Raw genomic sequence first — 26,240 nt, 5'->3', positions numbered from 1 at the left:
CCGGCCGGCCGGCACCAGCACCCACCGCCACAGGGCCACGAACGGCCAGACGAACAGCGCCTTCCCGAGCCACGCCAGCGCCCGCCCGAGCGGCCGCAGCACGGTGTCCCGCAGGATCCGCCCGACGACGGCCAGCGCGTCCCACACCATCCGCACGGGCAGCACGACGACCAGCGCGATGATCCGCACGGGCAGCCGGATCGCGACGACGAGACACCCCTCGGGCTCCCGGCCGGACTCCCGACCGTGTTCCCCGGCCTCCCGGGCCTTGTGGCGATCGGCCTGCGGCTTTTCCAGATCCATACCGTTCAGGACACGCCGAGGGCCCCCGCCGTTGCGGCGGGGGCCCTCGTGTCACCAAGGTGTTACGCGGCCGGTGCGGCTACTTCACGACCGTCAGCGGCAGCAGCTTCTTGCCCGTCGGGCCGATCTGGATCTGGGTGTCCATGGCGGGGCAGACGCCGCAGTCGAAGCACGGGGTCCAGCGGCAGTCCTCGACCTCGGTCTCGTCGAGGGCGTCCTGCCAGTCCTCCCAGAGCCAGTCCTTGTCGAGGCCGGAGTCGAGGTGGTCCCAGGGCAGGACCTCCTCGTAGGTGCGCTCGCGGGTGGTGTACCAGTCGACGTCCACGCCGTAGGGGGCGAGGGCCTTCTCGGCGCACTGCATCCAGCGGTCGTAGGAGAAGTGCTCGCGCCAGCCGTCGAAGCGGCCGCCGTCCTCGTAGACCGCGCGGATGACGGCGCCGATGCGGCGGTCGCCGCGGGAGAGCAGGCCCTCGACGATGCCGGGCTTGCCGTCGTGGTAGCGGAAGCCGATGGAGCGGCCGTACTTCTTGTCGCCGCGGATCTTGTCGCGCAGCTTCTCCAGGCGGGCGTCCGTCTCCTCGGCGGAGAGCTGCGGAGCCCACTGGAAGGGGGTGTGGGGCTTCGGGACGAAACCGCCGATCGACACCGTGCAGCGGATGTCGTTGGACTTCGACACCTCGCGGCCCTTCGCGATCACCTTCGTCGCCATGTCGGCGATCTGGAGGACGTCCTCATCGGTCTCGGTGGGCAGGCCGCACATGAAGTACAGCTTCACCTGCCGCCAGCCGTTGCCGTAGGCCGTGGCGACGGTCCGGATCAGGTCGTCCTCCGAGACCATCTTGTTGATGACCTTGCGGATGCGCTCGGAGCCGCCCTCGGGGGCGAAGGTCAGACCCGAGCGGCGGCCGTTGCGGGTCAGCTCGTTGGCCAGGTCGATGTTGAAGGCGTCCACCCGGGTCGACGGGAGGGACAGACCGATCTTGTCCTCCTCGTAGCGGTCCGCGAGGCCCTTGGCGATGTCCCCGATCTCACTGTGGTCCGCGGAGGACAGGGACAGCAGGCCGACCTCCTCGAAGCCGGTCGCCTTCAGGCCCTTCTCCACCATGTCGCCGATGCCGGTGATGGACCGCTCGCGCACCGGGCGGGTGATCATGCCGGCCTGGCAGAAGCGGCAGCCGCGGGTGCAGCCGCGGAAGATCTCGACGGACATCCGCTCGTGGACGGTCTCCGCGAGCGGGACGAGGGGCTGCTTGGGGTAGGGCCACTCGTCGAGGTCCATGACGGTGTGCTTGGACACCCGCCACGGCACGCCGCTGCGGTTCGGCACGACCCGGCCGATCCGGCCGTCCGGCAGGTACTCGACGTCGTAGAAGCCGGGGATGTACACCGCGCCGGTCTTCGCCAGGCGCAGCAGCACCTCCTCGCGGCCGCCGGGGCGGCCCTCCGCCTTCCAGTCGCGGATGATCTTCGTCATGTCGAGCACGGCCTGCTCGCCGTCGCCGATGACCGCCGCGTCGATGAAGTCGGCGATCGGCTCCGGGTTGAACGCGGCGTGCCCGCCCGCCAGCACGATCGGGTCGTCGAGGCCCCGGTCCTTCGCCTCCAGCGGGATGCCGGCCAGGTCGAGCGCGGTCAGCAGGTTGGTGTAGCCGAGCTCGGTGGAGAAGCTGACGCCGAGGACGTCGAAGGCCTTGACCGGCCGGTGGCTGTCCACGGTGAACTGCGGGACGCCGTGCTCCCGCATCAGCGCCTCAAGGTCCGGCCACACGCTGTAGGTGCGCTCGGCGAGGACGCCCTCCTGCTCGTTCAGCACCTCGTAGAGGATCTGGACGCCCTGGTTGGGCAGACCGACCTCGTACGCGTCCGGGTACATGAGCGCCCAGCGGACGTCACAGGACTCCCACGGCTTGACCGTGGAGTTGAGCTCTCCGCCGACGTACTGGATCGGCTTCTGCACATGCGGGAGCAGGGCTTCGAGCTGCGGGAAGACCGAGTCGACAGACATCGCGGGATTACCATTCGTGAGCTGACGGTGCTGGCAGGGGTGACCATCAAGCCTAACGCGCCGCGCGCAGTGCCCCGCACGCCTCAGCCGGACGCCTTCCGCCGGGCCACCGCCCACGCCCGCGGAAGGGCCTCCTCCGTCCCGGCCGCCCGCTGTTCCTCCCTGGCGTGGAGCAGGCCGTAGGTGAAGCTGTTCTCCCCGGCCTCGTGCGCCTGCCCGGCCAGCTCCTTCAGCGCCGCCCGGCTCATCACGCTGTCCTGGTGCTCGCCGAGCAGTTTCTGCAGGTCCTTCATGGATTTCATCGGCTTCGACACCGCCTCGCCGAGTGCGGGAGCCGCCACCTCCGCCGCGTACCTCGCCCGCTTGGCCTTCTTGCGCGCCTCGTGCAGCGCCACGTCGCGGTCCCGCCCGGGCGGGGTGTCCAGGGCCCGCTCGACCAGTCCGGCCACCACGTCATTCGCCTTGTCCAGGGCCTTCGGGAACACCTTCGACGGCTTCCCGGCCGCCGCCGCCCGCAGCGGCGGGTCGGCGAGCAGGGCGTCCAGCGAGGTCAGCAGCGCGAGATAGCGCTGCCCGTTCAGCACGTCGATGATCCGCCGTCGCGCCTGCCCGCGCTTCGCCTGCGACCAGGCGCGCAGCCGGTCGCGGACCGGCCCCACCACCAGCTCGGGCGGCAGTTCGCCGACGGCACCGCTGATCCGTTCGGCCAGCACCTCGTGGTCGCGGCTCTCGCCCAGCTCGCCCGCCAGCCACTTCAGCTCGGCGCGGACCGGGTCGGTGACGGTCCGGTCGAGAACCGTGCGGTACGCCCGGAACGCGCTGCGCATCCGCCGGGTCGCGACCCGCATGCGGTGCACCGAGTCCTCCAGGTCCCGGCGCACTGCCGGATCCAGCTCGACCATCGCGTCCCGCTGCGCCCGCACGTACGCCAGCACATGGTCGCCGGTGGTGACCGGCTCGGCCCGGTCGTCCCCGCGGGGCTGCCGCTTCCCGCCGGTCTCGGACAGTGCCCGTGCCAGCTTCGACGGGAACCCGGCGGGGCGCACACCGGCCTCGCGCAGCTGCTTCTCGACCTCGTCGAGGAACGCCGGGTCACCGCCGTCGGCCAGCTCCACCTCGATCTCGGTCCACTCCGCACTCCCCCCGCCCCCGCTGAGCCGCTCGGCGCGCACGACGTCCACGCTGACCTCGGCGAGCAGGTCCCCCCGGGCGTCCACCAGGTGGCGCACGTCACGTGTCGAGCGCAGCCGCATCACGGGCGTCAGCTCGGCGTCGCGCACGCGGGAGCGGACGAGCGCGCCCAGCGTGGACGGCACGTGGTCGGACAGCGGTTCACGGATCTCGTCGCGCTCCCCGTCGGCGACCGGCAGCTTGAGATGCCATCCGGCGTCGGACCCGCCGGTGCGGCGGCGCAGGGTGATCGACGATGCCGCCAGCCGCTCGTCGGCGGTGTCGTAGTAGGTGGCGTCCAGGTCGGCGACGCCCTGGTCGAGGACGGACGCCACACCGGCGACGCTTCTCAGGTCGGGCAGCCCGTCGTCGTCGGACGTGTACTTGCGCTCGATCTCACGCTTGGTATCCGCCATGGACCGAATCTAGTGGGAGCCGGGAGAGCACGGCAGGGCGCCCGGGAGGTCGCGCCGGGAGAACCTCACGCCGACATCGGCCGCTGCACCCGGATCGACTGCAACAGCCCGACCGCGACCCACACCGCGAACATGGAGGATCCGCCGTACGACACGAACGGCAGCGGCAGGCCGGTGACCGGCATGATGCCGAGGGTCATGCCGATGTTCTCGAAGGCCTGGAAGGCGAACCAGGCCACGATCCCGGCGGCCACGATCGTGCCGTACAGATCGCTGGTCTCCCGGGCGATCCGGCAGGCCCGCCAGAGCACCACGCCGAGCAGCACGATGATGAGTCCGCCGCCGACGAAGCCCAGCTCCTCCCCCGCCACGGTGAAGACGAAGTCGGTCTGCTGCTCGGGCACGAACTGTCCGGTGGTCTGCGAGCCCTGGAACAGCCCGGAGCCGGTCAGCCCGCCGGAGCCGATGGCGATGCGGGCCTGGTTGGTGTTGTAGCCGACGCCGGCCGGGTCCAGCTCGGGGTTGGCGAAGGCGGCGAAGCGGTTGATCTGGTACTCGTCCAGGATGCCCAGCTGCCACACGGCGAGTGCCCCGGCGGTGCCCGTGCCGATCAGCCCGAAGATCCAGCGGTTGGAGGCGCCGGAGGCGAGCAGCACGCCCAGCACGATCACCACCATCACCATGACCGAGCCGAGGTCGGGCATGAGCAGCACGATCAGCGCGGGCACGGCGGCCAGGCCCAGGGCCTGGAGGACGGTGCGGTGGTCCGGGTACTGCTTGTCACCCGCGTCCACCCGGGCGGCCAGCAGCATCGCCATGCCCAGGATGATCGTGACCTTCACGAACTCCGACGGCTGGAGCGAGAAGCCGCCGCCGATCACGATCCAGGAGTGGGCACCGTTGACGGTGGACCCCAGCGGGGTGAGCACCATGAGGATCAGGAAGACCGAGGCGCCGTAGAGGAACGGCACGGCGGTGCGCAGGGTGCGGTGGCCGAGCCAGACGGTGCCGGCCATCAGGGCGAGGCCGATGCCGGTGTTCAGCAGGTGCCGGAAGAAGAAGTAGTACGGGTCGCCCTGGTTGATGTCGGTGCGGTTGCGGGTCGCCGAGAACACCAGGACCGAGCCGATCAGCGACAGCGCGAGGGCCGCCAGCAGTATCGGCCAGTCGAGGCGGCGGGCCATGCCGTCCCGGGCGAACAGCCGCGCCCAGCCGGCGCGCTCGGGACCGTACCCGGAGACCTGGAAGCTGTTGACGCCGGTCATGACTGGGTCCTCCGGCTTTCCTGACGACTGCTTCCCGGACGGCGGCTTCCCAGGCGAGGGCCACCACGGCGGCGGCCGGCTCGGCCGCGCCGGCGCGTCTGACGGTTGCCCGTCTCCGGTGAGGGGACGGTCGCCGCGGCGGCCTGCTGCTGCTCCGTCGCGCCCCCGGGGGCCTTCTGCTTGGCCTTCTGCTCCTTCGCCACGTCCTTGGGGAGCTTGGGCGCGGTGATGGAGCCGTCGGTCTGGATCTTCGGCAGCTCCTTCTGCGGGGTGGGCAGGAGGGCGTTCCTGGGTTCGATGGTGCCGTCGTCGGAGACGCCGTACAGCGCGTCGTAGATGTTGCGGACGGCGGGGCCGGACGCGCCGGAGCCCGTACCACCCTGGGAGATGGTCATCACGATCGCGTAGTCGTCGGTGTAGGTGGCGAACCAGGAGGTGGTCTGCTTGCCGTAGACCTCGGCGGTGCCGGTCTTGGCGTGCATCGGGATCTCGTCCTGCGGCCAGCCGCCGAACCGCCAGGCGGCGGTGCCCCGGGTGGCGACGCCGGCCAGCGCCTCGTCCATCTGGGCGAGGGTCTGCCCGCTCACGGGGAGCCTGCCGTTCGCCTTCGGCTTGATCTCCGTGACCTTCTTGCCGTCGGGGCTGATGACGGCCTTGCCGACGGTCGGGGCGTAGAGGGTGCCGCCGTTGGAGATGGCCGCGTAGATGCCGGCCATCTGGATCGGGGTCACGAGGGTGTCGCCCTGGCCGATGGAGTAGTTGATCTCGTCACCGGCGCGCATCTTGTTGCCTTCGAGGCAGTTCTCGTAGGAGATCCGCTCGACGTAGTCGCCGTCCTTCTTTCCGGTGCGGCACCAGGCGTCCTTGTTGGCCTCCCAGTACCGCTGCTTCCACTCGCGGTCCGGGACCCGGCCGGTGACCTCGTTGGGCAGGTCGATGCCGGTCTCCTTGCCGAGGCCGAACTGGTGGGCGGCCTTGTAGAACCAGTCGTTGGGCCTGCCCTTGGGGTCGATCCCGCCGTCCTTCTTCCACTCGCTGTGCGCCAGGCGGTAGTAGACGGTGTCGCAGGAGACCTCCAGGGCGCGGCCGAGGTCGATCGCGCCGTGGTTCTGCGACTCGAAGTTCTTGAAGACCTGGCCGCCGACCGAGTACGCGCTGGAGCACTCGTAGCGGCCGTCGAAGTCGTAGCCCGCCTGCACCGCGGCGGCCGTGGAGACCACCTTGAAGATGGAGCCGGGGGCGGCCTGACCCTGTATGGCCCGATTGAGCAGGGGGTAGTTGGAGGACTTGCCGGTGAGCTTCCTGTAGTCCTTGGCGGAGATGCCGCCGACCCAGGCGTTGGGGTCGTACGTCGGGTTGGAGGCCATGGCGACGATCCGGCCGGTCTTCGCCTCCATCACCACGACCGCGCCGGCGTCGGCCTTGTACCGCTCCTGGGTGTTGCGGTCCCAGGCCTTGCGGGCCTCCTTCATCGCCTCGTTCAGCTCGTACTCCGCGACGCGCTGGACGCGGGCGTCGATGCTGGTGACGAGGTTGGAGCCGGGCTGGGCGGCGTCGGACTCGGCCTGGCCGATGACCCGGCCGAGGTTGTCGACCTCGTAGCGGGTGACGCCGGCCTTGCCGCGCAGCGCCTTGTCGTACTGCCGTTCCAGGCCGGAACGGCCGACCTGGTCGGAGCGCAGGAACGGCGAGTCGGTGTCCTGGGCCTGCTGGATCTCCTCGTCGGTGACCGGGGAGAGATAGCCGAGCACCTGGGCGGTGTTGGCCTTGCCGGGGCTCGGGTAGCGGCGCACGGCCTGCGGTTCGGCGGTGATGCCGGGGAAGTCCTCGGCGCGCTCGCGGATCTGCAGGGCCTGGCGGGGGGTGGCCTCGTCGGTGATGGGGATCGGCTGGTACGGCGAGCCGTTCCAGCAGGGCTGGGGGGTCTCGGCGTCACAGAGCCGGACCTTCTCCTTGACCTCCTTGGGCGTCATCCCGAGCACGCCCGCGAGCTTGGTGAGGACGGCTTCTCCGTCGTCCTTCATCTTCATCAGCTCGGTGCGGGAGGCGGAGACCACCAGCCGGGTCTCGTTGTCGGCGAGGGGCACCCCGCGGGCGTCCAGGATGGAGCCGCGCACGGCGGGCTGGACGACCTGCTGGACGTGGTTGCCGGAGGCCTCCTTGGCGTACTCCGCGCCCTCGCGGATCTGGAGGTACCAGAGCCGGCCGCCGAGGGTGCCGAGCAGGGAGAGGACGAGGACCTGGATGACGATGAGCCGGATCTGGACGCGTGGCGTCCGTCCGGTCTCGGGGATGTTGGTCACTGCGGCTGCTCCCCCTCCCAGTGCGCGGACGGGTCGGTGCGGACGGGTACGAGTGAGGAACGAAGGGCCTGTGAGCTGCGGTTCCTCGCATATTCACCCGTTGTGGTGAACTCCGCGGGATTCACAGCCGCTTGACCCCCTTGATGCGCCCGGCGCGGGCGCTGCGGGCCCGGGCGGCCCTCACCTTCAGGCCGCCGCGCTGTCCCCCGATCCGCAGCCCGGTGCCGGAGGCGAGCCAGCCGGCGGAGATGTCGGTGCCCTGGGCGGCGGAGCCGGTCTCGGCGAGCGGGTCGTTCTCGGCGCGGCGGGCGAGGGCCATGATGCCGGGCACGACGAAGGGCGCGAGCAGCACGTCGTAGAGGAGGGCGGTGAACAGCAGGCTGCTGAGGCCGACATGGCGGGCGGCGGTGTCGCCGACGAGGGCGCCGACCCCGGCGTACAGCAGGGTCGTGCCGATCGCGGCGGCGGCCACCACGGCCAGCGGGCCGGTGGCCGACTTCAGCCGGCCGTTCTCCGGCTTGACCAGCCCGGCGAGGTAGCCGACGACGCACAGCACCAGCGCGTAGCGCCCGGCGGCGTGGTCGGCGGGCGGGGCGAGGTCGGCGAGCAGTCCGGCGCCGAAGCCGACGAGGGCGCCGCCGACATGGCCGTAGACCAGCGCCAGGCCGAGCACGGTGAGCAGCAGCACGTCCGGGACGGCACCCGGGAGGTGCAGCCGCGCGAGGACGCTGACCTGGAGGACCAGGGCGACGACCACCAGGGCGGAGGAGAGCAGGATCCGGTTGAAGCGCATGACAGGTCAGCTCCCCCTACTGGTCTTGCTGCTGGAACTCGCCGTCGGCGGGCGCCCCGGCGGACGGCGTGACCGTCACGGTCACGGTGGGCCGCGGGGTCGGCTTGGGCTTGGCGGGCAGGACCGTGTCGCGCGGATCCTTCTCCGGCGTCCGGACGACGACGCCGACGACGTCGAGTTTGGTGAAGCTGACGAACGGCGTGACGTAGAGGGTGCGGGTCAGATCGCCGCCGGAGGGGTCGACCCGGGAGACCACACCGACGGGGACGCCCGGTACGAACGGCTTGTCGGCCTGCGAGCCGAACGTGACCAAGCGGTCGCCCTTCTTGATCTGCGCCTTGCCGTTGAGGAGTTCCACGCGCAGCGGGCGGTCGCCCTGGCCGGCGGCGAAGCCCAGCTCGTCGCTGCCCTCCATGCGGGTGCCGACGGTGAAGTCGGGGTCGGTGGCGAGCAGCACGGTGGAGATGTTCGGTCCGACCGTGGTGACACGGCCGACGAGCCCGTCACCGTTGAGGACGGTCATGTCGCGCTTGATGCCGTCGTTCGCGCCGACGTCGATGGTGATGGTCCAGGAGAAGCCCTGCGCCGCCCCGATGGCGATGACCTCGGCTCCCTTGATGCCGTACTGGCCCTGGCCGGCGATCTTCAGCATCTTGTCGAGCTGCTGGAGCCTGCTGCGGTTGCGGTCGTCGCTGCCGAGCTTCGCCTTCAGCGCCGCGTTCTCGCGCTCCAGCTCGGCCATCCGGTCGTGCCGCTCACCGGAGTCGCGGACGGCGGCGATCGCGTTGCCGACCGGGTCGACCGCGGACGCCACTCCGTTCTCGATCGGGCCGAAGACCGAGGCCGCGGCGCGCCGGGCACCGTCGACCGGTGAGTCCTCCCCGCCGCGGATGTCCACCGTGATCAGTGCGAACGCGATGGCGATCAGCAGCACCAGGAGCAGCCGGCTCTCTCGTGTGTCCCTCACGTGCGGCGGCCGTGCCCTTCCTCGTCGGAACCGGTGGGTAGGAACTGATGGATGGAACTGGTGTGTGAACAGGAACTGGGGGGTGAGCTTATGCCGCTATGCCAACGATCCGCCGCACGAGAGGGGATCGTCTCGTACGGCGGAATCGTCATGACGGGGCATCGGCGCCATGGCGGGTCAGCGACGGGGCTGGGCGTCGAGCACCTGCTGCAACGCCTCGAACTCCTCGACGCACTTGCCGGAGCCGAGCGCCACGCTGTCCAGCGGGTCCTCGGCGATGTGGATCGGCATACCCGTCTCGCGCCGCAGCCGCTCGTCCAGACCGCGCAGCAGCGCGCCGCCGCCGGTCAGGACGATCCCGCGGTCCATGATGTCGCCGGACAGCTCCGGCGGGCACTTGTCGAGCGTGGTCTTCACGGCGTCGACGATCGCGTTGACCGGTTCCTCGATCGCCTTGCGCACCTCCGCGGCGGAGATGACGACCGTCTTGGGCAGCCCGGAGACGAGGTCCCGGCCGCGGATTTCGGTGTGCTCGTCGGTGTCCAGGTCGTACGCCGAACCGATCGTGATCTTGATCTGCTCGGCCGTGCGCTCACCCAGCAGGAGCGAGTACTCCTTCTTGACGTGCTGGATGATCGCGTTGTCCAGCTCGTCGCCCGCGACGCGGATGGACTGGGCGGTGACGATGCCGCCGAGAGAGATGACCGCGACCTCCGTCGTGCCTCCGCCGATGTCCACCACCATGTTGCCCGTGGCCTCGTGGACCGGCAGACCGGAGCCGATGGCCGCCGCCATGGGCTCCTCGATGATGTGCACCTGCCGGGCGCCGGCCTGGGACGACGCCTCGATGACGGCGCGCCGCTCGACGCCGGTGATGCCGGAGGGCACACAGACGACGACGCGCGGCCGAGCCAGATACCGCCGCTTGTGGATCTTCAGGATGAAGTAGCGGAGCATGCGCTCGGTGATCTCGAAGTCGGCGATCACGCCGTCCTTCAGAGGGCGCACGGCGACGATGTTGCCCGGCGTCCGCCCGATCATCTTCTTCGCTTCGGCACCGACCGCGAGGATGCCACCGGTATTGGTGTTGATCGCGACGACGGACGGCTCGTTGAGTACGATCCCGCGACCCCTGACGTACACCAGCGTGTTGGCGGTCCCGAGGTCGACAGCCATGTCACGGCCGATGAACGACATTGAGTTCCCCATCAGGATTCGTCTGGCCTTCCCACAGAGCTTTTGAGTGCTTGTCAGGTCGGCATGGTGGGTGCTGTGACGTGAAGTGCTTCCATCGTAGACGCGCCTTCACGGCAACTGCGCGAGGGTCTCCGCCATTGTCAGCAGATGGCGCGCGGCCTCGCTTGTGGAGACGGTCCATCGGGGGCAACCGTTCCCCCGATCGCCACGGCATATGCCAAGCCACGGCCGAAAACGTACGGCCGTGGCTGGATCGATGCGCCGGGCGAACTGACGCCCCCTCAGGAAACTCCCTGGAACTTTCGCAACCGGACAGGCGGCGAGGCGCCCGCGGGCTACGCGCGGCCGGGGAAGAAGATCTTCACCTCGCGCTCGGCGGACTCCTCGGAGTCGGAGGCGTGGATCAGGTTCTCGCGGACGATGACACCGTAGTCACCACGGATGGAGCCCGGCGCGGCGGCGATCGGGTCGGTCGGGCCGGCCAGCTGCCGCACACCCTCGATGACCCGCTCACCCTCGACGATCATCGCCACGACCGGCCCGGAGGACATGAACGCGACCAGCGGCTCGTAGAACGGCTTGCCCTTGTGCTCGCCGTAGTGCTGCTCCAGCGTCTCCTGGTCCAGGGTGCGCAGCTCCAGCGCGGTGATCTGCCAGCCGGCCTTCCGCTCGATACGGCTGATGATCTCGCCGGTCAAGCCACGACGAACGGCGTCGGGCTTGAGGAGGACGAGGGTGCGCTGGGTCACGACGGACTCCTTCGAATCAAATGCTGCGGGGTGGATCGAGGCTACAGGGCGCCCCCGAGGCGCTGTCACACAGCGTCAGCCTGAGAAGCTTGGGAAGATTCCGCCTGCGCCGCAAATCGGGCCTTCGCCTCGTCCACCTTCCTCCCGAAATGCACCGATGCCCACCACAGCGCGGCGAACAGTACGCCCATGAAGAACATCGTCGGCACCACGAAGCCGGACGCGATCAGCGCGATCTGCAGCGCCCACCCGAGGGCCACCCCGCCCGGCCGGGTCACCATCCCGCACAGCACCAGGCACAGGAACATCGCGATCCCGCTGACCGTCCACACCGTCGTCATGGACAGGTCGGGATCCTTCATCGCGACCAGCCCCGCGAAGCCGATGATGAAGAACTCGCCGATCAGCGTCGAAGAACACAGCGTACGCACGGAAAACTCAGCCCTTCCCCAGCAGCAGCCGGGCCTCGCCCACGGTGATCACGGACCCGGTGACCAGCACCCCGCCGCCCGCGAACTCGCCCTCCTCCTCGGCCAGCGTGATCGCCGCCTCCAGCGCGTCCGGCAGCCGCGGCTCCACCTGCACCCGCTCCTCGCCGAACACCTCCACGGCGATCGCGGCCAGCTCGTCGGCGTCCATCGCGCGATGGCTGGAGTTCTGCGTGACGACGACCTCGGCGAACACCGGCTCGAACGCCTCCAGCAGCCCGCGCACGTTCTTGTCACCGCTCGCGCCCACCACACCGATCAGCCGGCTGAACTGGAACGCCTCCCCGAGCGCCTCGGCCGTCACCCGCGCCCCGGCCGGATTGTGCGCGGCGTCCAGCACGACCGTCGGCGACCGCCGTACGACCTCCAGACGGCCCGGCGACGACACCGCCGCGAACGCCTTGCGCACCGTGTCGATGTCCAGCGGCTCCGCGCGCTGCGCGCCCACCCCGAAGAACGCCTCCACCGCGGCCAGCGCCACGGCCGCGTTGTGCGCCTGGTGCGCGCCGTGCAGCGGCAGGTACACCTCGGTGTACTCGCCGCCCAGTCCGCGCAGCGTCAGCAGCTGCCCGCCGACGGCCACCTGCCGGGCCACCACGCCGAACTCCAGGCCCTCCCGGGCCACCGTGGCGTCCACGTCGACAGCCTTCTTCAGCAGCACCTGCGCCGCGTCCACCGGCTGCTGCGCCAGGATCACGGTCGCGTCCTGCTTGATGATCCCCGACTTCTCACCGGCGATCGCGGCGGGCGTGTCGCCCAGCCGGTCCGTGTGGTCCAGGTCGATCGGCGTGACCACGGCGACATCACCGTCGATGACGTTGGTGGCGTCCCAGGAGCCGCCCATGCCGACCTCGACCACCGCCACGTCCACCGGCGCGTCCGCGAACGCGGCGTACGCCATGCCCGTCAGCACCTCGAAGAACGACAGCCGGTAGTCCTGCGAGCCGTCGACCATCTCCACGTACGGCTTGATGTCCTGGTACGTCTCGATGAACCGCTCCGCCGAGATCGGCGCGCCGTCCAGGCTGATCCGCTCGGTGACCGACTGCACGTGCGGGCTCGTGTACCGGCCGGTGCGCAGCTCGAAGGCGCCGAGCAGGGCCTCGATCATGCGGGCCGTCGACGTCTTGCCGTTCGTGCCCGTGATGTGGATCGACGGATACGACCGCTGCGGGTCGCCCAGCACGTCCATCAGCGCGGCGATCCGGGTGACCGACGGCTCCAGCTTGGTCTCGCCCCAGCGGGTCGCCAGCTCCGCCTCGACCTCGCGCAGCGCCTTGTCGACCTCCGGGTCCTCCGGCCGGGCGGGCACGTCCGCCTGCGGCGGGCCCCCCTGGGTGCGCAGAGTGCGGCTGCCGGCCTCGATCACCGCGAGGTCCGGGTCGCGCTCGGTCTCCGCCTCGATGATCTCGTCGAAGGAGTCCAGGGGGTCGTGGGGCTCGTTGCTGCCGGGGATGTCGCTCACGGGGCCAGTCTACGGAGCGTCGGTGACAAAGGCGGGGGCGGCTTGTGCGGTCGGGCCGGTGCCGCTCGCGTGCGGCTGGTCGCGCGGTTCCCCGCGCCCCTTCGAGGCAGGGGAAGGCCCCCGGCGCCTTCCGGCACCGGGGGCCTTCCCCTGCGGACGAACCCTTACGCCGGCGGCAGCTTCTCCAGCTGGGCGGTGATCCGGGCGATGTCCTCCTCGGCCTTGGCGAGCCGGGTGCGGATCTTCTCCACGACCGGCTCGGGCGCCTTGCCGAGGAACGCCTCGTTGCCGAGCTTGGCCGTGGCCTGGGCCTTCTCCTTCTCGGCGGCGGCCAGGTCCTTGGCCAGCCGCTTGCGCTCGGCGGCCACGTCGATCACACCGGACAGGTCCAGCGCGACCTCCACGCCCGCCACCGGCAGGGTCGCCGTCGCCGAGAAGCCCTCGCCCTCCGGCTGGAGGCGCAGCAACTGGCGGATGGCGGCCTCGTGCGGCGCGAGGGCCGTGCCGTCCAGGGAGAGGCGGGCCGGGACCCGCTGGCCGGGCTGGAGGCCCTGGTCGGCGCGGAAGCGGCGGACCTCGGTGATGACGGACTGGAGGGTCTCGATCTCCCGCTCGGCGCCGGCGTCACGGAAGCCGCTGTCCGCGGGCCACTCGGCGATGACGACGGACTCACCGCCGGTCAGCGTGGTCCACAGGGTCTCCGTCACGAACGGCACAACCGGGTGCAGGAGCCGCAGGGTGACGTCCAGGACCTCGCCGAGGACCCGCTTGCTGACCTCGGCCGGCTCGCCGCCCGCCTGGAAGGTGGTCTTGGACAGCTCGACGTACCAGTCGAAGACCTCGTCCCAGGCGAAGTGGAACAGCGCGTCGGAGAGCTTCGCGAACTGGTAGTCCTCGTAGTACGCGTCGACCTCGGCCACCACCGAGTTCAGCCGGGACAGGATCCACCGGTCCGTCGAGGACATCCTCGACGCGTCCGGCAGCGGGCCCTCGACCGTCGCACCGTTCATCAGCGCGAAACGGGTGGCGTTCCAGATCTTGTTGGCGAAGTTGCGGGAACCCTGGACCCAGTCCTCGCCGATCGGCACGTCCACGCCCGGGTTGGCGCCGCGCGCGAGGGTGAACCGGAGCGCGTCCGAGCCGTACTTGTCCATCCAGTCCAGCGGGTTGACGACGTTCCCGAAGGACTTCGACATCTTCTTGCCGTTCTGGTCACGGACCATGCCGTGCAGGGCGATGGTGTGGAACGGCGGGGTGCCGTCCATCGCGTAGAGGCCGAACATCATCATCCGGGCGACCCAGAAGAAGAGGATGTCGTAGCCGGTGACCAGGACGGAGTTCGGGTAGAACTTCGCGAGCGAGTCGGTCCGCTCCGGCCAGCCGAGCGTGGAGAACGGCCACAGGCCCGAGGAGAACCAGGTGTCGAGGACGTCGGAGTCCTGGTGCCAGCCCTCACCGGACGGCGGCTCCTCGTCGGGCCCGACGCAGACGACCTCACCGTCCGGGCCGTACCAGACCGGGATGCGGTGGCCCCACCACAGCTGGCGCGAGATGCACCAGTCGTGCAGGTTGTCCACCCAGTCGAAGTACCGCTTCTCCATCTCCTGCGGGTGGATCTTCACCTTGCCGTCGCGGACGGCGTCGCCGGCGGCCTTCGCCAGCGGGCCGACCTTGACCCACCACTGCATCGACAGGCGCGGCTCGATCGTCGTCTTGCAGCGCGAGCAGTGGCCCACGGAGTGGACGTACGGCCGCTTCTCGGCGACGATCCGGCCCTCGGCGCGCAGCGCGGCGACGATCGCGGAGCGGGCCTCCAGCCGGTCCAGGCCCTGGAAGGGGCCGTGGGCGGTGATGACGGCGTGCTCGTCCATGACGGTGATGGACGGCAGGTCGTGCCGCTGGCCGATCTCGAAGTCGTTCGGGTCGTGCGCCGGGGTCACCTTGACGGCGCCGGTGCCGAACTCGGGGTCGACGTGGGTGTCGGCGACGACCGGGATGGAGCGGTCGGTGAGGGGCAGCTTGACGAGCTTGCCGATCAGGTGCCTGTACCGCTCGTCGTCGGGGTGAACGGCCACGGCCGTGTCACCGAGCATGGTCTCGGCCCGGGTCGTGGCGACGACGATGGTGTCGTCCCCGTCGCCGTACTTCATCGAGACCAGCTCGCCGTCGTCGTCCTGGTACTCGACCTCGATGTCGGAGATCGCGGTCAGACAGCGGGGGCACCAGTTGATGATGCGCTCGGCGCGGTAGATCAGCTCGTCGTCGTAGAGCCGCTTGAAGATGGTCTGGACGGCCTGGGACAGCCCCTCGTCCATGGTGAACCGCTCGCGCGACCACGCGACGCCGTCACCGAGGCGCTTCATCTGCCCGGAGATCTGCCCGCCGGACTCGGCCTTCCACTGCCAGACGCGCTCGACGAAGGCCTCCCGGCCGAGGTCGTGCCGCGACTTGCCCTCCTTCGCCAGCTCGCGCTCGACGACGTTCTGGGTGGCGATGCCGGCGTGGTCCATGCCCGGCTGCCACAGCGTCTCGTAGCCCTGCATCCGCTTGCGGCGGGTCAGCGCGTCGATGAGCGTGTGCTCGAACGCGTGCCCGAGGTGCAGGCTGCCGGTGACGTTCGGCGGCGGGATGACGACGGTGAACGGCGGCTTGTCGCTCTTCGCGTCCGCCTCGAAGTAACCCCGCTCTACCCAGCGCTCGTACAGCGTCCCCTCTACCTCGGCCGGCGTGTACTGGGTCGGCAGTTCGGTGGTGGTCGCTGGCGGCTGCTGCTGAGTGTTCTCGGTCACGGGCTCAGTTTAGGGGTGTGAACCTCCCCGGCGAAAAAACCGGGGTCTCTGCCTTCTACGACCCCTCCGGCGGCACGGGCGAAAGCCCTGCCGGTGCCCGATGGGGCAGCGGTACCGTCGTCGTTGATCGCTTCGCACTGCACGCAGGCGGCAGCATCGCCCGTACCGACTGTGCGTCGCTACGAGCGGCCCGGTTCCGGGCGCTACTACGCGCTTCGCGCCTTCGTCCCTCACCAGCGCGTTTACGCACGCGCTGATGGAAGCCGTGGCGTTCCCGCTGGTCAGGTGACCAGCCAGGTTGGGCCCGTAGATACTTCACCCGCACGTCAGTGTCGGGTGCCACCGAGGCAAAGGCCCCGTCGTTGACAGCAAGGGTGTGAATGTTCACCCCGCCTACCGCATCCCGGTGCAAAAGCCGGGCACAGTCCTTGTTCGCGCAGAGGTACGCACGCCCTCGAACCTTGCGACGGCTCAGGCAGTACGGACATGTCTGCGAGGAGTGCGCCTCGCTGATGTACTCAACCGGCACGCCGGTCTTGTACGCGAGTTGTCGTTCCTGGACTCCGCGCTCCCACTGCGTAAGTTGTTGTCGGGTCGACCGCGCGGCACGGCGCCGCTTCTTGGTGTTCCTCTCGATGCCCCGGACATCACCTGCGACGATCCGCACCACCATGCGCACGCCGTCGGGAAGGGTGCGCTCGTGTGCCGCCAGTTGCTCCCGGACAAAGCTGTTGGCCTTCGCGGTCACCTGATGGTTGAAGTCACGCAGCCGTCGCCTGGCCCTCTCTTTCGTCCTCCTCCTGGCCTCGCCCAGCCGGCGATGCCGACGCGAACCAGGCCGGCAACGGGACATCTTCGCCTGCAGTTGCGCCACGCCCTTGTTCCGCGCCTGTTTGGCTGCCCTCCCACTCCGTCCGTTGATGACGAGCACCTGGTACGCGCCCTCCGGAGAGACCGTGGCCAGCGTCATCGGGTTGATGATGCCCTCGTCGACCGCGATCGTCAGCACACGCGCCTCCGACTGGGAGCTTCCGCCCTTTCTGTGGTCGGCCGAGGCACCCGGCAGGCCGTCGTCGGTCGAGCGATAGGAGACATGCAGTGCCCAGCAGCGAGCCGAGACGTCCCAGCACAGCTTCATCTCCCCCCAGCGGTCCGGGCTGACCGAGCGACCGGATCTGTCGGTGAACTCCGGCACCGGCACCACGAGTCGTTCTCTGGAGCGCCCCAGTGAGAGGACCAGACGTCCATGATCCTTCACCTTCCACCCGAAGTGCGCGGTGAAGACAAGGGGACGGTAGCGCTTCTCCCTCCAGGGAAAGCGCACGCCCTTGACGCCGCGTGCCTTACTGGCCCGTGCCAGGTCGATGGCATCGGCCAAGTCGTAGGCGACAGCCTGAGCCGTGTGCGCATGAACCGGACGAGCCTCGGCGGGTAGGGAGGTGACGTAACGGCGAATATCCTCCCGTCCGGGCGATCTGCCTGCACGCCACTCCTCCCGGACCCAGGCGACGGTCCGGTTCCACAGCAGCGCTGAAGCGTGGCACGCCGCGTGCGCCCGCGCGTGATCCAACCGGCTCAGCCACAGCGGTACGACGGCCGTGAGGACTCGCGTCCGGGTGCCGTCTGGGCGACCACGTCCCACGCGCCTTCACCCCCGTACATCAGAACTGTGTTGATACGCATTTGCGACAACACCTCTAACGGCTCACACACCCATCAGGTCACGGGTCAGGGGTCCCCCGTCACAGGGACGTACTGAATACGGCCAGGTTCGTAACGATGTACCCCCGCCTGCCCACGTCGGCGCTCACTCCGTCAGGATGTTCGGAACATATAAACAACGGATGGAACAGGAACTTCCATGAGCTACAACCAGCCGGGCCCGTACGGCGGGCAGCCCCAGCAGCCCGGACCGTACGGTCAGCCGGGCCCCTACGGCCAGCAGCCGCAGGCACCCCAGCCCGGCTACGGCTACCCCCAGCAGGCCCCAGCCCAGCCCGGCTACGGCTACCCGCAGCAGGCCCCGCAGGGCGTCCCGCCGCAGCAGCCGCCCTACGGCCAGGCCCCCTACGGCGCGCCCCAGCCCCCCGTCCCGGCCGGCGGCAAGAAGAAGACCGGCCTCGTCATCGGCGCGGTCGCGGTCGTCGCGGCCATCGCGGTCGGCGCGTACTTCCTCCTCGCCGGCGGCAGCGGCGGCAACTCGGACGTCGCCGACGACGGCCCCCACAAGCTGACGACACCGGCGACGGTGCTCGGCGAGTACAAGAAGTCCGAGGGGAGCGACGGCGGCAGCGGGTTCGACGAGAGCGACGTCAAGGAGGCCGAGAAGCACGGCGTCAAGAACGCCCAGGACGTCCAGGCCACCTACCAGGTGGAGGACAAGAACAATCCGCTCGCCATGAAGATGCTCAACTTCATCGGTGTCTACGGTGAGATCGAGGACCCCGAGAAGACCGTCGACGCGATGTTCGCGGAGATGAAGAAGAGCGCCGCCGAGGAGCCGGAGGAGGGCCAGCTCGTCGGCTCCCCGCAGGCCTACAGCCCGAGCGGCCTCGACGGCGCGATCCTCAAGTGCCAGGCGACCGAGCTCAAGAGCGACTCCCCGTCGTCCTCCGACACCCCGACCGGCCCGAGCGAGATCAGCATGCCCGTGTGCATCTGGGGCGACCACAGCACCCTGGGCATCGTGATCCACGTCGACATGGCCGACGCGATGTCCGGCAAGCCGGCCGACCTGGCGGCCAGCGCCGAGGTCGCCGCCAAGCTCCGCAAGGAAGTCCGCGTGTCCGCCAAGTGACTACGCAGACTTGAACCCGGCTGGGGTGGCCGCTCTAGCGACCTGGTTCTGCCACCCCAGCCGTGGGCGGGCGGTTACGCCTTGAGTAAGGGCAGCACAGTCATCACTGTGCTCTGGCCAAACTGCAGGCCGTGCTCATGTGCGACGTGTTGGTAATCCCCAGGGCAGCAAGGGTGGCGATACAGAGGTGTTCTGTAGCCCATGAGTCGTAATTACACGCCTGCCTGACTCCGCCCCCGACTACGTACCCTCTGTTGGCGAGAAACTGCATACAGTCGACAGGTGTGGCCTGGGCCGGCGTAGCCGTGACAACCGGCGCAACGCCCACCGCAATCAGAAGCCCGGCAGCCGCGAAGACACGTTTCATGGCAACCCCCATTGATCATTTGCTTGGTCCGCATCGACCCAAGCACACGCCATGTACCCGTCACAAGACAGGGACTCCAAGCCGTCTGGATCCTTCCGGCGGTTGTCCGTAGAAGGTTTGTCTCGGCGCGCCACAGGCAACTGAAGGGGCCCCGGTCGGTCGACCGGGGCCCCTTCTCGTGTGCTTCTCGTGCGCGCGGCAGCGTTACGCCGTCTTCTGCTCCCCCGTCCCCCGTCCCCGCGAATCCCGGGGGATCAGGGTGGGGTTGACGTTGGAGAGGACCACGTCGGCGGTGATGACGACGCGGGCCACGTCCTTGCGGGAGGGGACCTCGTACATGACGCCCTGGAGGACTTCCTCCATGATGGCGCGCAGGCCGCGGGCGCCGGTCTGGCGGAGGATGGCCTGGTCGGCGATGGCTTCCAGGGCCTCGCGCTCGAAGTCCAGCTCGACGCCGTCGAGTTCGAAGAGGCGCTGGTACTGCTTGACGAGCGCGTTGCGGGGCTCGACGAGGATCTTCAGGAGCGCTTCGCGGTCGAGGTTGTGGACCGAGGTGATGACCGGGAGGCGGCCGATGAACTCGGGGATCATGCCGAACTTGACCAGGTCCTCCGGCATGACGTCCTCGAACTGGTCCTTGGACTCGAGTTCGCGCTTGGAGCGGATCGTCGCGCCGAAGCCGATGCCCTTGGCGCCTGCCCGGGACTCGATGATCTTCTCCAGGCCGGCGAAGGCCCCGCCCACGATAAACAGGACGTTCGTCGTGTCGATCTGGATGAACTCCTGGTGCGGATGCTTGCGGCCGCCCTGCGGCGGGACGGAGGCCGTGGTGCCTTCGAGGATCTTCAGCAGGGCCTGCTGGACGCCCTCGCCGGAGACATCGCGGGTGATCGACGGGTTCTCGCTCTTCCGGGCGACCTTGTCGATCTCGTCGATGTAGATGATGCCGGTCTCGGCCTTCTTGACGTCGTAGTCCGCGGCCTGGATCAGCTTCAGGAGGATGTTCTCGACGTCCTCGCCGACGTAGCCCGCCTCCGTGAGCGCCGTGGCGTCGGCGATCGCGAACGGGACGTTCAGCATGCGGGCGAGGGTCTGCGCGAGGAGCGTCTTGCCGGAGCCCGTGGGGCCCAGCAGCAGGATGTTGGACTTCGCCAGCTCGATGGCGTCCTCGCGGCTGCTGCCGCCGTTCTCGCCCGCCTGGACGCGCTTGTAGTGGTTGTAGACCGCGACGGAGAGGGCCTTCTTCGCGGCCTCCTGGCCGACGACGTATCCCTCGAGGAACTCGTAGATCTCGCGCGGCTTGGGGAGTTCCTCCCAGCGGACCTCACTGGTCTCCGCCAGTTCTTCCTCGATGATCTCGTTGCAGAGATCGATGCACTCGTCGCAGATGTACACACCGGGGCCTGCGATGAGCTTCTTGACCTGCTTCTGGCTCTTGCCGCAGAACGAGCACTTGAGCAGATCGCCGCCGTCACCGATGCGTGCCACGGTGTGCTTCCCCTTCGCCTGGGAGTCGTCTGGACGCAGGCGTCCAGCGGCTCCTCGTGCTGCCTTATGTCCGACGGTACCTTGCCGAGCCCCCCGTTCGGGCCCCCCTTGGCGCGGTTCACTTCGACGTGCACTGTGCCAAGGGGCGGCACATCCTAACGGTGTCCGCGTCAGCGGACCGCGGCGTTGTTCATCTTGCGGGTGGAGATGATCTGGTCGATCAGCCCGTACTCCAGCGCGTCCTCGGCCGTGAGGATCTTGTCGCGCTCGATGTCCTCGCGGATCTTCTCGATCGGCCGGGTGGAGTGCTTGGCCAGCATCTCCTCCAGCTGGGAGCGCATCCGCAGGATCTCGTTGGCGGCGATCTCCAGGTCGGAGACCTGACCGCGGCCGGTCTCGCTGTACGGCTGGTGGATCAGCACGCGGGCGTTCGGCAGCGCCATGCGCTTGCCCGGCGTGCCGGCGGCCAGCAGCACGGCGGCGGCGGAGGCCGCCTGGCCCATGCAGACCGTCTGGATGTCGGGCTTGACGAACTGCATGGTGTCGTAGATCGCCGTCAGCGCGGTGAAGGAGCCGCCGGGGCTGTTGATGTAGACCGAGATGTCCCGGTCGGGGTCCATCGACTCCAGGCACAGCAGCTGTGCCATGACGTCGTTGGCGGAGGCGTCGTCGATCTGGACGCCGAGGAAGATCACCCGCTCCTCGAAGAGCTTCGCGTACGGGTCGTACTCGCGGATGCCCTGGGAGGTGCGCTCGACGAAACGCGGGATGACGTAGCGGGACTCGGCCGTGGGGCCGGTGTACTCGGCGCGCGCGGGGCCGTAGGGGCCGCTGCCGGGGAAGTCGTTCACGGTGTCTCCTGGAAAGGGGCTGGGGCGGTGGCTGGGCTGCGAGGGGGCCGTCAGGCCCCGCCGGGGGGTCGGGCCCCGCCGGGGGCCGTCAGGGCCGGTGAGGGGCCGCTACGGCCCTCAGGAGCCCGCCCCGGTGCCGCCGCCGCCCGGCATGCCGGCGGCCGTGGCGATGACGTCGTCGATGAGGCCGTACGCCTTGGCCTCGTACGCGTCGAACCAGCGGTCGCGGTCCGAGTCGCGGGTGATCTGCTCGACCGACTGGCCGGTGTGCTGCGCCGTGAGCTCCGCCATGCGCTTCTTGGTGTGCAGCAGCCGCTCGGCGTGGATCTTGATGTCCGAGGCCGAGCCGGCCAGGCCGGCGGAGGGCTGGTGGATCAGGATCTCGGCGTTCGGCAGGGCGAAACGCTTGCCGGGGGTGCCCGCGCTGAGCAGGAACTGGCCCATGGAGGCCGCGAGGCCCATGGCGATCGTCACCACGTCGTTCTTGATGTACTGCATGGTGTCGTAGATCGCCATGCCCGCCGTGATCGAACCACCGGGGCTGTTGATGTAGAGGAAGATGTCCTTGTCCGGATCGGCGGCAAGGAGCAGCAACTGCGCGGTGATCTTGTTGGCGATGTCGTCGTCGACCGGCTGGCCGAGGAAGATGATCCGCTCGCCGAGCAGCCGGTTGTAGACCTGGTCGCCGAGGCCACCACCGATGGAAGGCTCGCCGGCGGCGGAGGGCATCAGATTCGTCACGTATCCACCTGCTCGTCTTACGACGGCGCCGGGCCGTCTCACGTGTACTACGTATTCATGGACCCTAACGCCGTGTCCCCCCGGGGGAATCCCGGTAATGGGAGTGTTCGCCGGGGGCGTAGCGCCGTGTGAGTCGCGGTGCACGGCGGACCGGGTCCCTGAGGGCCCCGAGGTATGACAACGGGCCCCGGGGGCACAACGCACCCGGGGCCCGTCCTGTGTCATCAGAGGTGCCGTACGGCTCAGCCCTCGGACTTCTCCTCGGCGGCGGCCTCGGAGGTCTCGGCGTCGGCCGGCCCGGCGGCGGCCTCGGTCTCGTCCTCGTCCTCGTCGGAGAGGTCGATGATCTCGCCGTTGGTGTCCTTGACCGTGGCCTTCTCGACCACGACGGCCAGCGCCTTGCCGCGGGCGACCTCACCGACGAGCAGCGGGACCTGGCCCTGCTCGACGACGGCCTGGGCGAACTGGTCGGGGGACATGCCGGAGGAGGCGGCACGCCGCATGAGGTGCTCGGTGAGCTCCTCCTGGTTGACGTTCAGCTTCTCCTGCTTGACGAGCTCGTCGAGCACGAACTGGGTCTTGATGCCCTTGACCGCGGCCTCGCGGGTCTCGTTCTCGAACTCCTCGGCGGTCTTGCCCTGGAGCTCCAGGTACTTGTCGAGGGTCAGACCCATCTGGCCGAGCTGGTGGTGCTCCAGGTTGTGCTTGCGGGTGTTGATCTCGTCCTCGAGCAGCTTCTCGGGGACCGGGACCTCGACCAGCTCGAGGAGCTTCTCCAGGACGCGCTCCTGCGCCTGGGTGGCCTGGTCGAACTGCTTCATGTTCTCCAGGCGCTTGCGGCTGTCGGCCTTCAGCTCGTCCAGGGTGTCGAACTCGGAGGCCATCTGCGCGAACTCGTCGTCCAGCTCCGGCAGTTCACGCTTGGCGACCTGGGTGACCTTGACGGTGACCTCGGCCTCCTTGCCGGCCGCGGAGCCGCCCTTCAGCTCGGAGGTGAAGGTGGCCTCGCCACCGGCCTCCAGGCCCTTCACGGCGTCGTCGATGCCGTCCAGCAGCTCGCCGGAGCCGATGGTGTAGGAGACGCCGTTGGCGACGCCGTCCTCCAGGACCTCGCCCTCGACCTTGGCCTCCAGGTCGACGGTGACCACGTCGCCGTCCTCGGCGGCACGCTCCACCGGGGTGGTGGAGGCGAAGCGCTCGCGCAGCTGCTCGACCGACTTCTCGACGTCCTCGTCGGTGACCTCGACCGCGTCGACCTCGACCTCGATGCCGGAGTAGTCCGGGATCTCGATCGCCGGGCGGACGTCGACCTCGGCGGTGAAGTTCAGCGTCTCGCCGTCCTTCAGCTCCGTGATGTCGACCTCGGGCTGGCCGAGGACGTTCAGCTCGGCCTCGTTGACCGCCTCCGTGTAGAACTTCGGAAGCGCGTCGTTGACGGCCTCCTCCAGCACGGCGCCACGGCCGAACCGCTGGTCGATGACCCGGGCGGGAATCTTGCCCTTGCGGAAGCCCTTCACCGTGACCTGCTGGTTGATCTTCTTGTACGCCGCGTCGAGGCTGTCCTTGAGCTCCTCGAAGGGCACCTCGACAGTGAGCCGAACCCGGGTCGGGTTCAGGTTCTCCACGGCGCTCTTCACGGTTCGGTCTCCTTGTGGCTGACTGCTCGGGTTCTGCCGGAGCCAGACTGGTCCGGCGGATTTCGCCGCCCGGAGGAGTTTTAGGCCGCTAGGCCGGACACACGGGCGTGCAGCTTGCATAGTAACGGCAGCGGGTACACGGCCCAAAAGGCGATCATCCGCGATGGCGGGGTCGATCACTCATGGTGATCAGCCGGTGGTCGGGGTGGCGGGATTTGAACCCACGGCCTTCCGCTCCCAAAGCGGACGCGCTACCAAGCTGCGCCACACCCCGTCTGGTGTGCGACACGTAGGGTACATGCCCGGGGCCCGCTCGGCCGCCGTATTCGGGCACGCCCGCGCGAGGGCGTCGGCGCGGCGCCGGAAGGGGTGTGCGCCGAGGCGGGCCGACCCGCTACGATGCCTGCAGTGCCGCGGCCATCCGAGCAGCGGCGCCTTGCGTGCGGGCGTAGCTCAATGGTAGAGCCCCAGTCTTCCAAACTGGCTACGCGGGTTCGATTCCCGTCGCCCGCTCTCTACGGCTCAGGGCCGGCCGGAGATCATGTCTCCGGCCGGCCCTGACGCGTTTCGCGCGCCCGCCCGCCGGTGCGGGTCGGCTCCGGCTCAGAAGCTGATGGAGTTGATCGTTTCCGCTATCGAGTTGAGGAAACGATTGATCGACGGTGCCATGCCGCTCGAGGCGAGGAAGAAGCCGAAGAGGATCGCCACGATGGCGGGCCCGGCCTTGATCGAACCGCCGCGCATCATCACGACCAGGATGATCGCCAACAGCAGCACCACGGACAGTGAAATGGCCACAACAGATCCCACCCTCGGTCGGTCGGCTCACCCGGCCGGGGCATGCAGCCGCGCGCCCCCGCCAGAACCATCGTGCCACCAACCTGGCCGCCCTATGCGGCCCATGACGCAACGTCGGTCACAGTGGCGCTCCGCAGGCGCCCGGCCGCTGCCGTCAACACCCGCGTCCGGAAGCCTCGTACAGCATTCCGGACGACAATCCGCACAGCAATTCGAAGACATGCTCCCGACAGGAATTCGACGCGCCGGTTTCCTGTCCACACACCATCCGCACAGGTGAATCGAATTGCTCGTACCCGGACACTCCACCTGCATAAAAACGGGGTGACCGAGCGCTGAACCAGGAATGACGTGGAGGGTTTTACGGGACCCCGCGGACGACGCTAGGGTGCCTCAGATGTTCCACGCCGCCTCGTCCCGCCGCAGGGCGCCGCTCCCCCCGGCACAGTCGTCGGCCTCGGGAGTGCCGGGTCCGCGGGCACCGCAGAGTCCGCAGTCCGGAAAGCAGCGCGACGCGTTCTTCGACAACGCCAAATACCTGGCGATCGTGCTGGTGGCCATCGGTCACGCCTGGGATCCGCTGAAGGGCGGCAGCCGCGCCCTCGAAGGCGCGTACATCGTCGTGTACGCCTTCCACATGCCGGCATTCATCATCATCTCCGGCTTCTTCTCGCGCGGTTTCGATCTGCGCCCCGGCCGGCTCAAGCGGCTGATCACCGGTGTCGCCGTGCCGTACATCGTCTTCGAGACGGCATATCCGGTCTTCAAGCGGGTCGTGGGCGAAGACCCGGGCTATGACATCACCCTGCTCGACCCCTGGTACCTCACCTGGTTCCTGTGCGCGCTGTTCCTGTGGCGGCTCAGCACTCCGGTCTGGGGGATGATCCGCTGGCCGCTGCCGGTCGCGCTCGGTGTCGCGATGGCGGCGTCGGTCAGCCCGGAGATCGGCGACGACCTGGACCTCCAGCGGGTGCTCCAGTTCCTGCCGTACTTCGTGCTCGGCCTGTGCCTGCGGCCCCGGCACTTCCACCTGGTGCGCCGGCGCTCGGTGCGGATCCTGTCGGTTCCCGTCTTCGCCACCGCGCTGGCCATGGGCTGGTGGGCCGTGCCGCGGATGGACACCGCCTGGTTCTACCACCGGGACGCGGCGCAGGAACTGGGCGTGCCGTGGTGGGTGGGGCCGGTGATGGTGCTGGCGATGTTCGGCTGCTCGCTGGTGCTGACCGCCTGCTTCCTCGCCTGGGTGCCGCGCCGCCGCATGTGGTTCACGGCGCTGGGCGCGGGCACGCTGTACGGCTATCTGCTGCACGGATTCGTGGTCAAGGCCGGGGTCTACCTGGGCTGGTTCGACCACGCGTGGCTGCACCGGCCGCTCGGCGGGCTCTTCGTGACCGCGCTGGCCGCGGCCGGTGTGACGCTGCTGTGCACCGGGCCCGTGCGGCGGGTGTTCCGGTGCGCGGTGGAGCCGGGGATGGACTGGGCCTTCCGGCGGGACGCCGCCGAGGCGGCCCGGGAACGCCGGACCGGTGAGAGCAGCGGGGACCGCGGGAAGAGCGAGACGAGCGGGTCGGTTCCGGAGAACGAGCGGAACGACCGGGCCAGGCGCGAGACCACCCGCGTCTGAGGCCCGTTCCCGGCCTCGTACCGCCGG

At 69.3% G+C, this 26,240-nt stretch carries 19 protein-coding genes, 2 tRNA genes and 1 pseudogene; 3 read left to right on the top strand and 19 right to left on the bottom strand.

Annotation, left to right across the window (positions count from 1 at the left end; genetic code table 11):
• The 13 genes and pseudogenes from CCN42_RS11455 to CCN42_RS11395 all read right to left on the bottom strand — a co-directional run.
• Positions 1-303, bottom strand: a pseudogene (locus CCN42_RS11455) (hypothetical protein); the annotation flags it as partial.
• A gap of 79 nt (positions 304-382) precedes the next feature.
• Positions 383-2,308, bottom strand: coding sequence for a TIGR03960 family B12-binding radical SAM protein (locus CCN42_RS11450; protein ID WP_086735111.1), 1,926 nt, complete (start codon positions 2,306-2,308; stop codon positions 383-385).
• Between the two features lie 83 nt (positions 2,309-2,391).
• Entirely contained in the window at positions 2,392-3,894 is a 1,503-nt protein-coding gene (locus CCN42_RS11445) for a CYTH and CHAD domain-containing protein (RefSeq protein WP_086735109.1), read from the bottom strand.
• A gap of 65 nt (positions 3,895-3,959) precedes the next feature.
• Positions 3,960-5,159 carry a rod shape-determining protein RodA gene (gene rodA / locus CCN42_RS11440; RefSeq protein WP_086735107.1) on the bottom strand — a complete coding sequence of 400 codons (1,200 nt, stop codon included), beginning with the start codon at positions 5,157-5,159 and terminating at the stop codon, positions 3,960-3,962.
• Positions 5,156-7,462, bottom strand: a complete 2,307-nt coding sequence (mrdA, locus tag CCN42_RS11435; protein WP_086735105.1) for a penicillin-binding protein 2 — start codon at positions 7,460-7,462, stop codon at positions 5,156-5,158. Before mrdA ends, rodA begins: the two co-directional genes overlap by 4 nt.
• A gap of 121 nt (positions 7,463-7,583) precedes the next feature.
• Positions 7,584-8,255 (bottom strand): rod shape-determining protein MreD, encoded by a 672-nt coding sequence (gene mreD, locus CCN42_RS11430; protein ID WP_086735103.1) that lies wholly within the window; start codon positions 8,253-8,255, stop codon positions 7,584-7,586.
• A gap of 16 nt (positions 8,256-8,271) precedes the next feature.
• On the bottom strand, positions 8,272-9,222 hold the full coding sequence (gene mreC / locus CCN42_RS11425; protein WP_086735101.1) for a rod shape-determining protein MreC: 951 nt from the start codon (positions 9,220-9,222) through the stop codon (positions 8,272-8,274).
• A 177-nt stretch (positions 9,223-9,399) separates the two neighbouring features.
• Entirely contained in the window at positions 9,400-10,419 is a 1,020-nt protein-coding gene (locus tag CCN42_RS11420; RefSeq protein WP_028422119.1) for a rod shape-determining protein, read from the bottom strand.
• Between the two features lie 335 nt (positions 10,420-10,754).
• Complete coding sequence (gene ndk / locus CCN42_RS11415; protein ID WP_086169586.1) at positions 10,755-11,168, bottom strand: nucleoside-diphosphate kinase; 414 nt, start codon at positions 11,166-11,168, stop codon at positions 10,755-10,757.
• Positions 11,169-11,233: 65 nt separating this feature from the next.
• Positions 11,234-11,599 carry a DUF4233 domain-containing protein gene (locus CCN42_RS11410; RefSeq protein ID WP_086169585.1) on the bottom strand — a complete coding sequence of 122 codons (366 nt, stop codon included), beginning with the start codon at positions 11,597-11,599 and terminating at the stop codon, positions 11,234-11,236.
• A gap of 7 nt (positions 11,600-11,606) precedes the next feature.
• Positions 11,607-13,121, bottom strand: coding sequence for a bifunctional tetrahydrofolate synthase/dihydrofolate synthase (gene folC / locus CCN42_RS11405; RefSeq protein WP_086169584.1), 1,515 nt, complete (start codon positions 13,119-13,121; stop codon positions 11,607-11,609).
• Between the two features lie 164 nt (positions 13,122-13,285).
• Positions 13,286-15,910, bottom strand: a complete 2,625-nt coding sequence (locus CCN42_RS11400) for a valine--tRNA ligase (protein WP_086735099.1) — start codon at positions 15,908-15,910, stop codon at positions 13,286-13,288.
• A 55-nt stretch (positions 15,911-15,965) separates the two neighbouring features.
• Complete coding sequence (locus CCN42_RS11395; protein ID WP_143661893.1) at positions 15,966-17,288, bottom strand: zinc ribbon domain-containing protein; 1,323 nt, start codon at positions 17,286-17,288, stop codon at positions 15,966-15,968.
• 483 nt (positions 17,289-17,771) lie between these two features.
• On the opposite strand from CCN42_RS11395, the gene CCN42_RS11390 reads away from it, so the two are divergent.
• The gene (locus tag CCN42_RS11390) at positions 17,772-18,707 is read left to right on the top strand and encodes a hypothetical protein (RefSeq protein ID WP_086735095.1); all 936 of its coding nucleotides are present in this window, start codon (positions 17,772-17,774) and stop codon (positions 18,705-18,707) included.
• 571 nt (positions 18,708-19,278) lie between these two features.
• On the opposite strand, the gene clpX is transcribed toward CCN42_RS11390, so the two are convergent.
• The 5 genes from clpX to CCN42_RS11365 form a co-directional block, all read right to left on the bottom strand.
• Complete coding sequence (gene clpX / locus CCN42_RS11385) at positions 19,279-20,562, bottom strand: ATP-dependent Clp protease ATP-binding subunit ClpX (protein WP_086735093.1); 1,284 nt, start codon at positions 20,560-20,562, stop codon at positions 19,279-19,281.
• Positions 20,563-20,732: 170 nt separating this feature from the next.
• Positions 20,733-21,413 carry an ATP-dependent Clp protease proteolytic subunit gene (locus tag CCN42_RS11380; RefSeq protein ID WP_086169580.1) on the bottom strand — a complete coding sequence of 227 codons (681 nt, stop codon included), beginning with the start codon at positions 21,411-21,413 and terminating at the stop codon, positions 20,733-20,735.
• A gap of 117 nt (positions 21,414-21,530) precedes the next feature.
• Positions 21,531-22,142, bottom strand: coding sequence for an ATP-dependent Clp protease proteolytic subunit (locus tag CCN42_RS11375; RefSeq protein ID WP_169731438.1), 612 nt, complete (start codon positions 22,140-22,142; stop codon positions 21,531-21,533).
• Between the two features lie 254 nt (positions 22,143-22,396).
• A complete protein-coding gene (gene tig / locus CCN42_RS11370) occupies positions 22,397-23,791 on the bottom strand; it encodes a trigger factor (protein WP_086735089.1) in 1,395 nt (464 codons plus the stop codon).
• 197 nt (positions 23,792-23,988) lie between these two features.
• Positions 23,989-24,065, bottom strand: a tRNA-Pro gene (locus CCN42_RS11365).
• 168 nt (positions 24,066-24,233) lie between these two features.
• Here CCN42_RS11365 and CCN42_RS11360 point away from each other — a divergent pair.
• A tRNA-Gly gene (locus CCN42_RS11360) sits at positions 24,234-24,304 on the top strand.
• A gap of 90 nt (positions 24,305-24,394) precedes the next feature.
• On the opposite strand, the gene CCN42_RS11355 is transcribed toward CCN42_RS11360, so the two are convergent.
• Positions 24,395-24,589, bottom strand: coding sequence for a hypothetical protein (locus CCN42_RS11355; RefSeq protein ID WP_043500868.1), 195 nt, complete (start codon positions 24,587-24,589; stop codon positions 24,395-24,397).
• Between the two features lie 397 nt (positions 24,590-24,986).
• Here CCN42_RS11355 and CCN42_RS11350 point away from each other — a divergent pair, with 397 nt between their 5' ends.
• Positions 24,987-26,213 carry an acyltransferase family protein gene (locus CCN42_RS11350; protein ID WP_086735087.1) on the top strand — a complete coding sequence of 409 codons (1,227 nt, stop codon included), beginning with the start codon at positions 24,987-24,989 and terminating at the stop codon, positions 26,211-26,213.
• The last annotated feature ends 27 nt before the right edge of the window (positions 26,214-26,240 follow it).

Source organism: Streptomyces glaucescens, assembly GCF_002154375.1.
Lineage (GTDB): Bacteria > Actinomycetota > Actinomycetes > Streptomycetales > Streptomycetaceae > Streptomyces > Streptomyces glaucescens.
The sequence above is the reverse complement of the archived record's forward strand: the minus strand, read 5'-3'. Positions and strand labels throughout refer to the sequence as shown.

Excerpts from the sequence above, each read along its gene's own strand:
- CCN42_RS11450 (WP_086735111.1), bottom strand. The coding sequence starts at position 2,308 with ATGTCTGTCGACTCGGTCTTCCCGCAGCTCGAAGCCCTGCTCCCGCAT.
- CCN42_RS11445 (WP_086735109.1), bottom strand. The coding sequence starts at position 3,894 with ATGGCGGATACCAAGCGTGAGATCGAGCGCAAGTACACGTCCGACGAC.
- rodA (WP_086735107.1), bottom strand. The coding sequence starts at position 5,159 with ATGACCGGCGTCAACAGCTTCCAGGTCTCCGGGTACGGTCCCGAGCGC.
- mreD (WP_086735103.1), bottom strand. The coding sequence starts at position 8,255 with ATGCGCTTCAACCGGATCCTGCTCTCCTCCGCCCTGGTGGTCGTCGCC.
- CCN42_RS11420 (WP_028422119.1), bottom strand. The coding sequence starts at position 10,419 with ATGTCGTTCATCGGCCGTGACATGGCTGTCGACCTCGGGACCGCCAAC.
- CCN42_RS11390 (WP_086735095.1), top strand. The coding sequence starts at position 17,772 with ATGAGCTACAACCAGCCGGGCCCGTACGGCGGGCAGCCCCAGCAGCCC.
- CCN42_RS11375 (WP_169731438.1), bottom strand. The coding sequence starts at position 22,142 with ATGCCCTCCGCCGCCGGCGAGCCTTCCATCGGTGGTGGCCTCGGCGAC.
- CCN42_RS11350 (WP_086735087.1), top strand. The coding sequence starts at position 24,987 with ATGTTCCACGCCGCCTCGTCCCGCCGCAGGGCGCCGCTCCCCCCGGCA.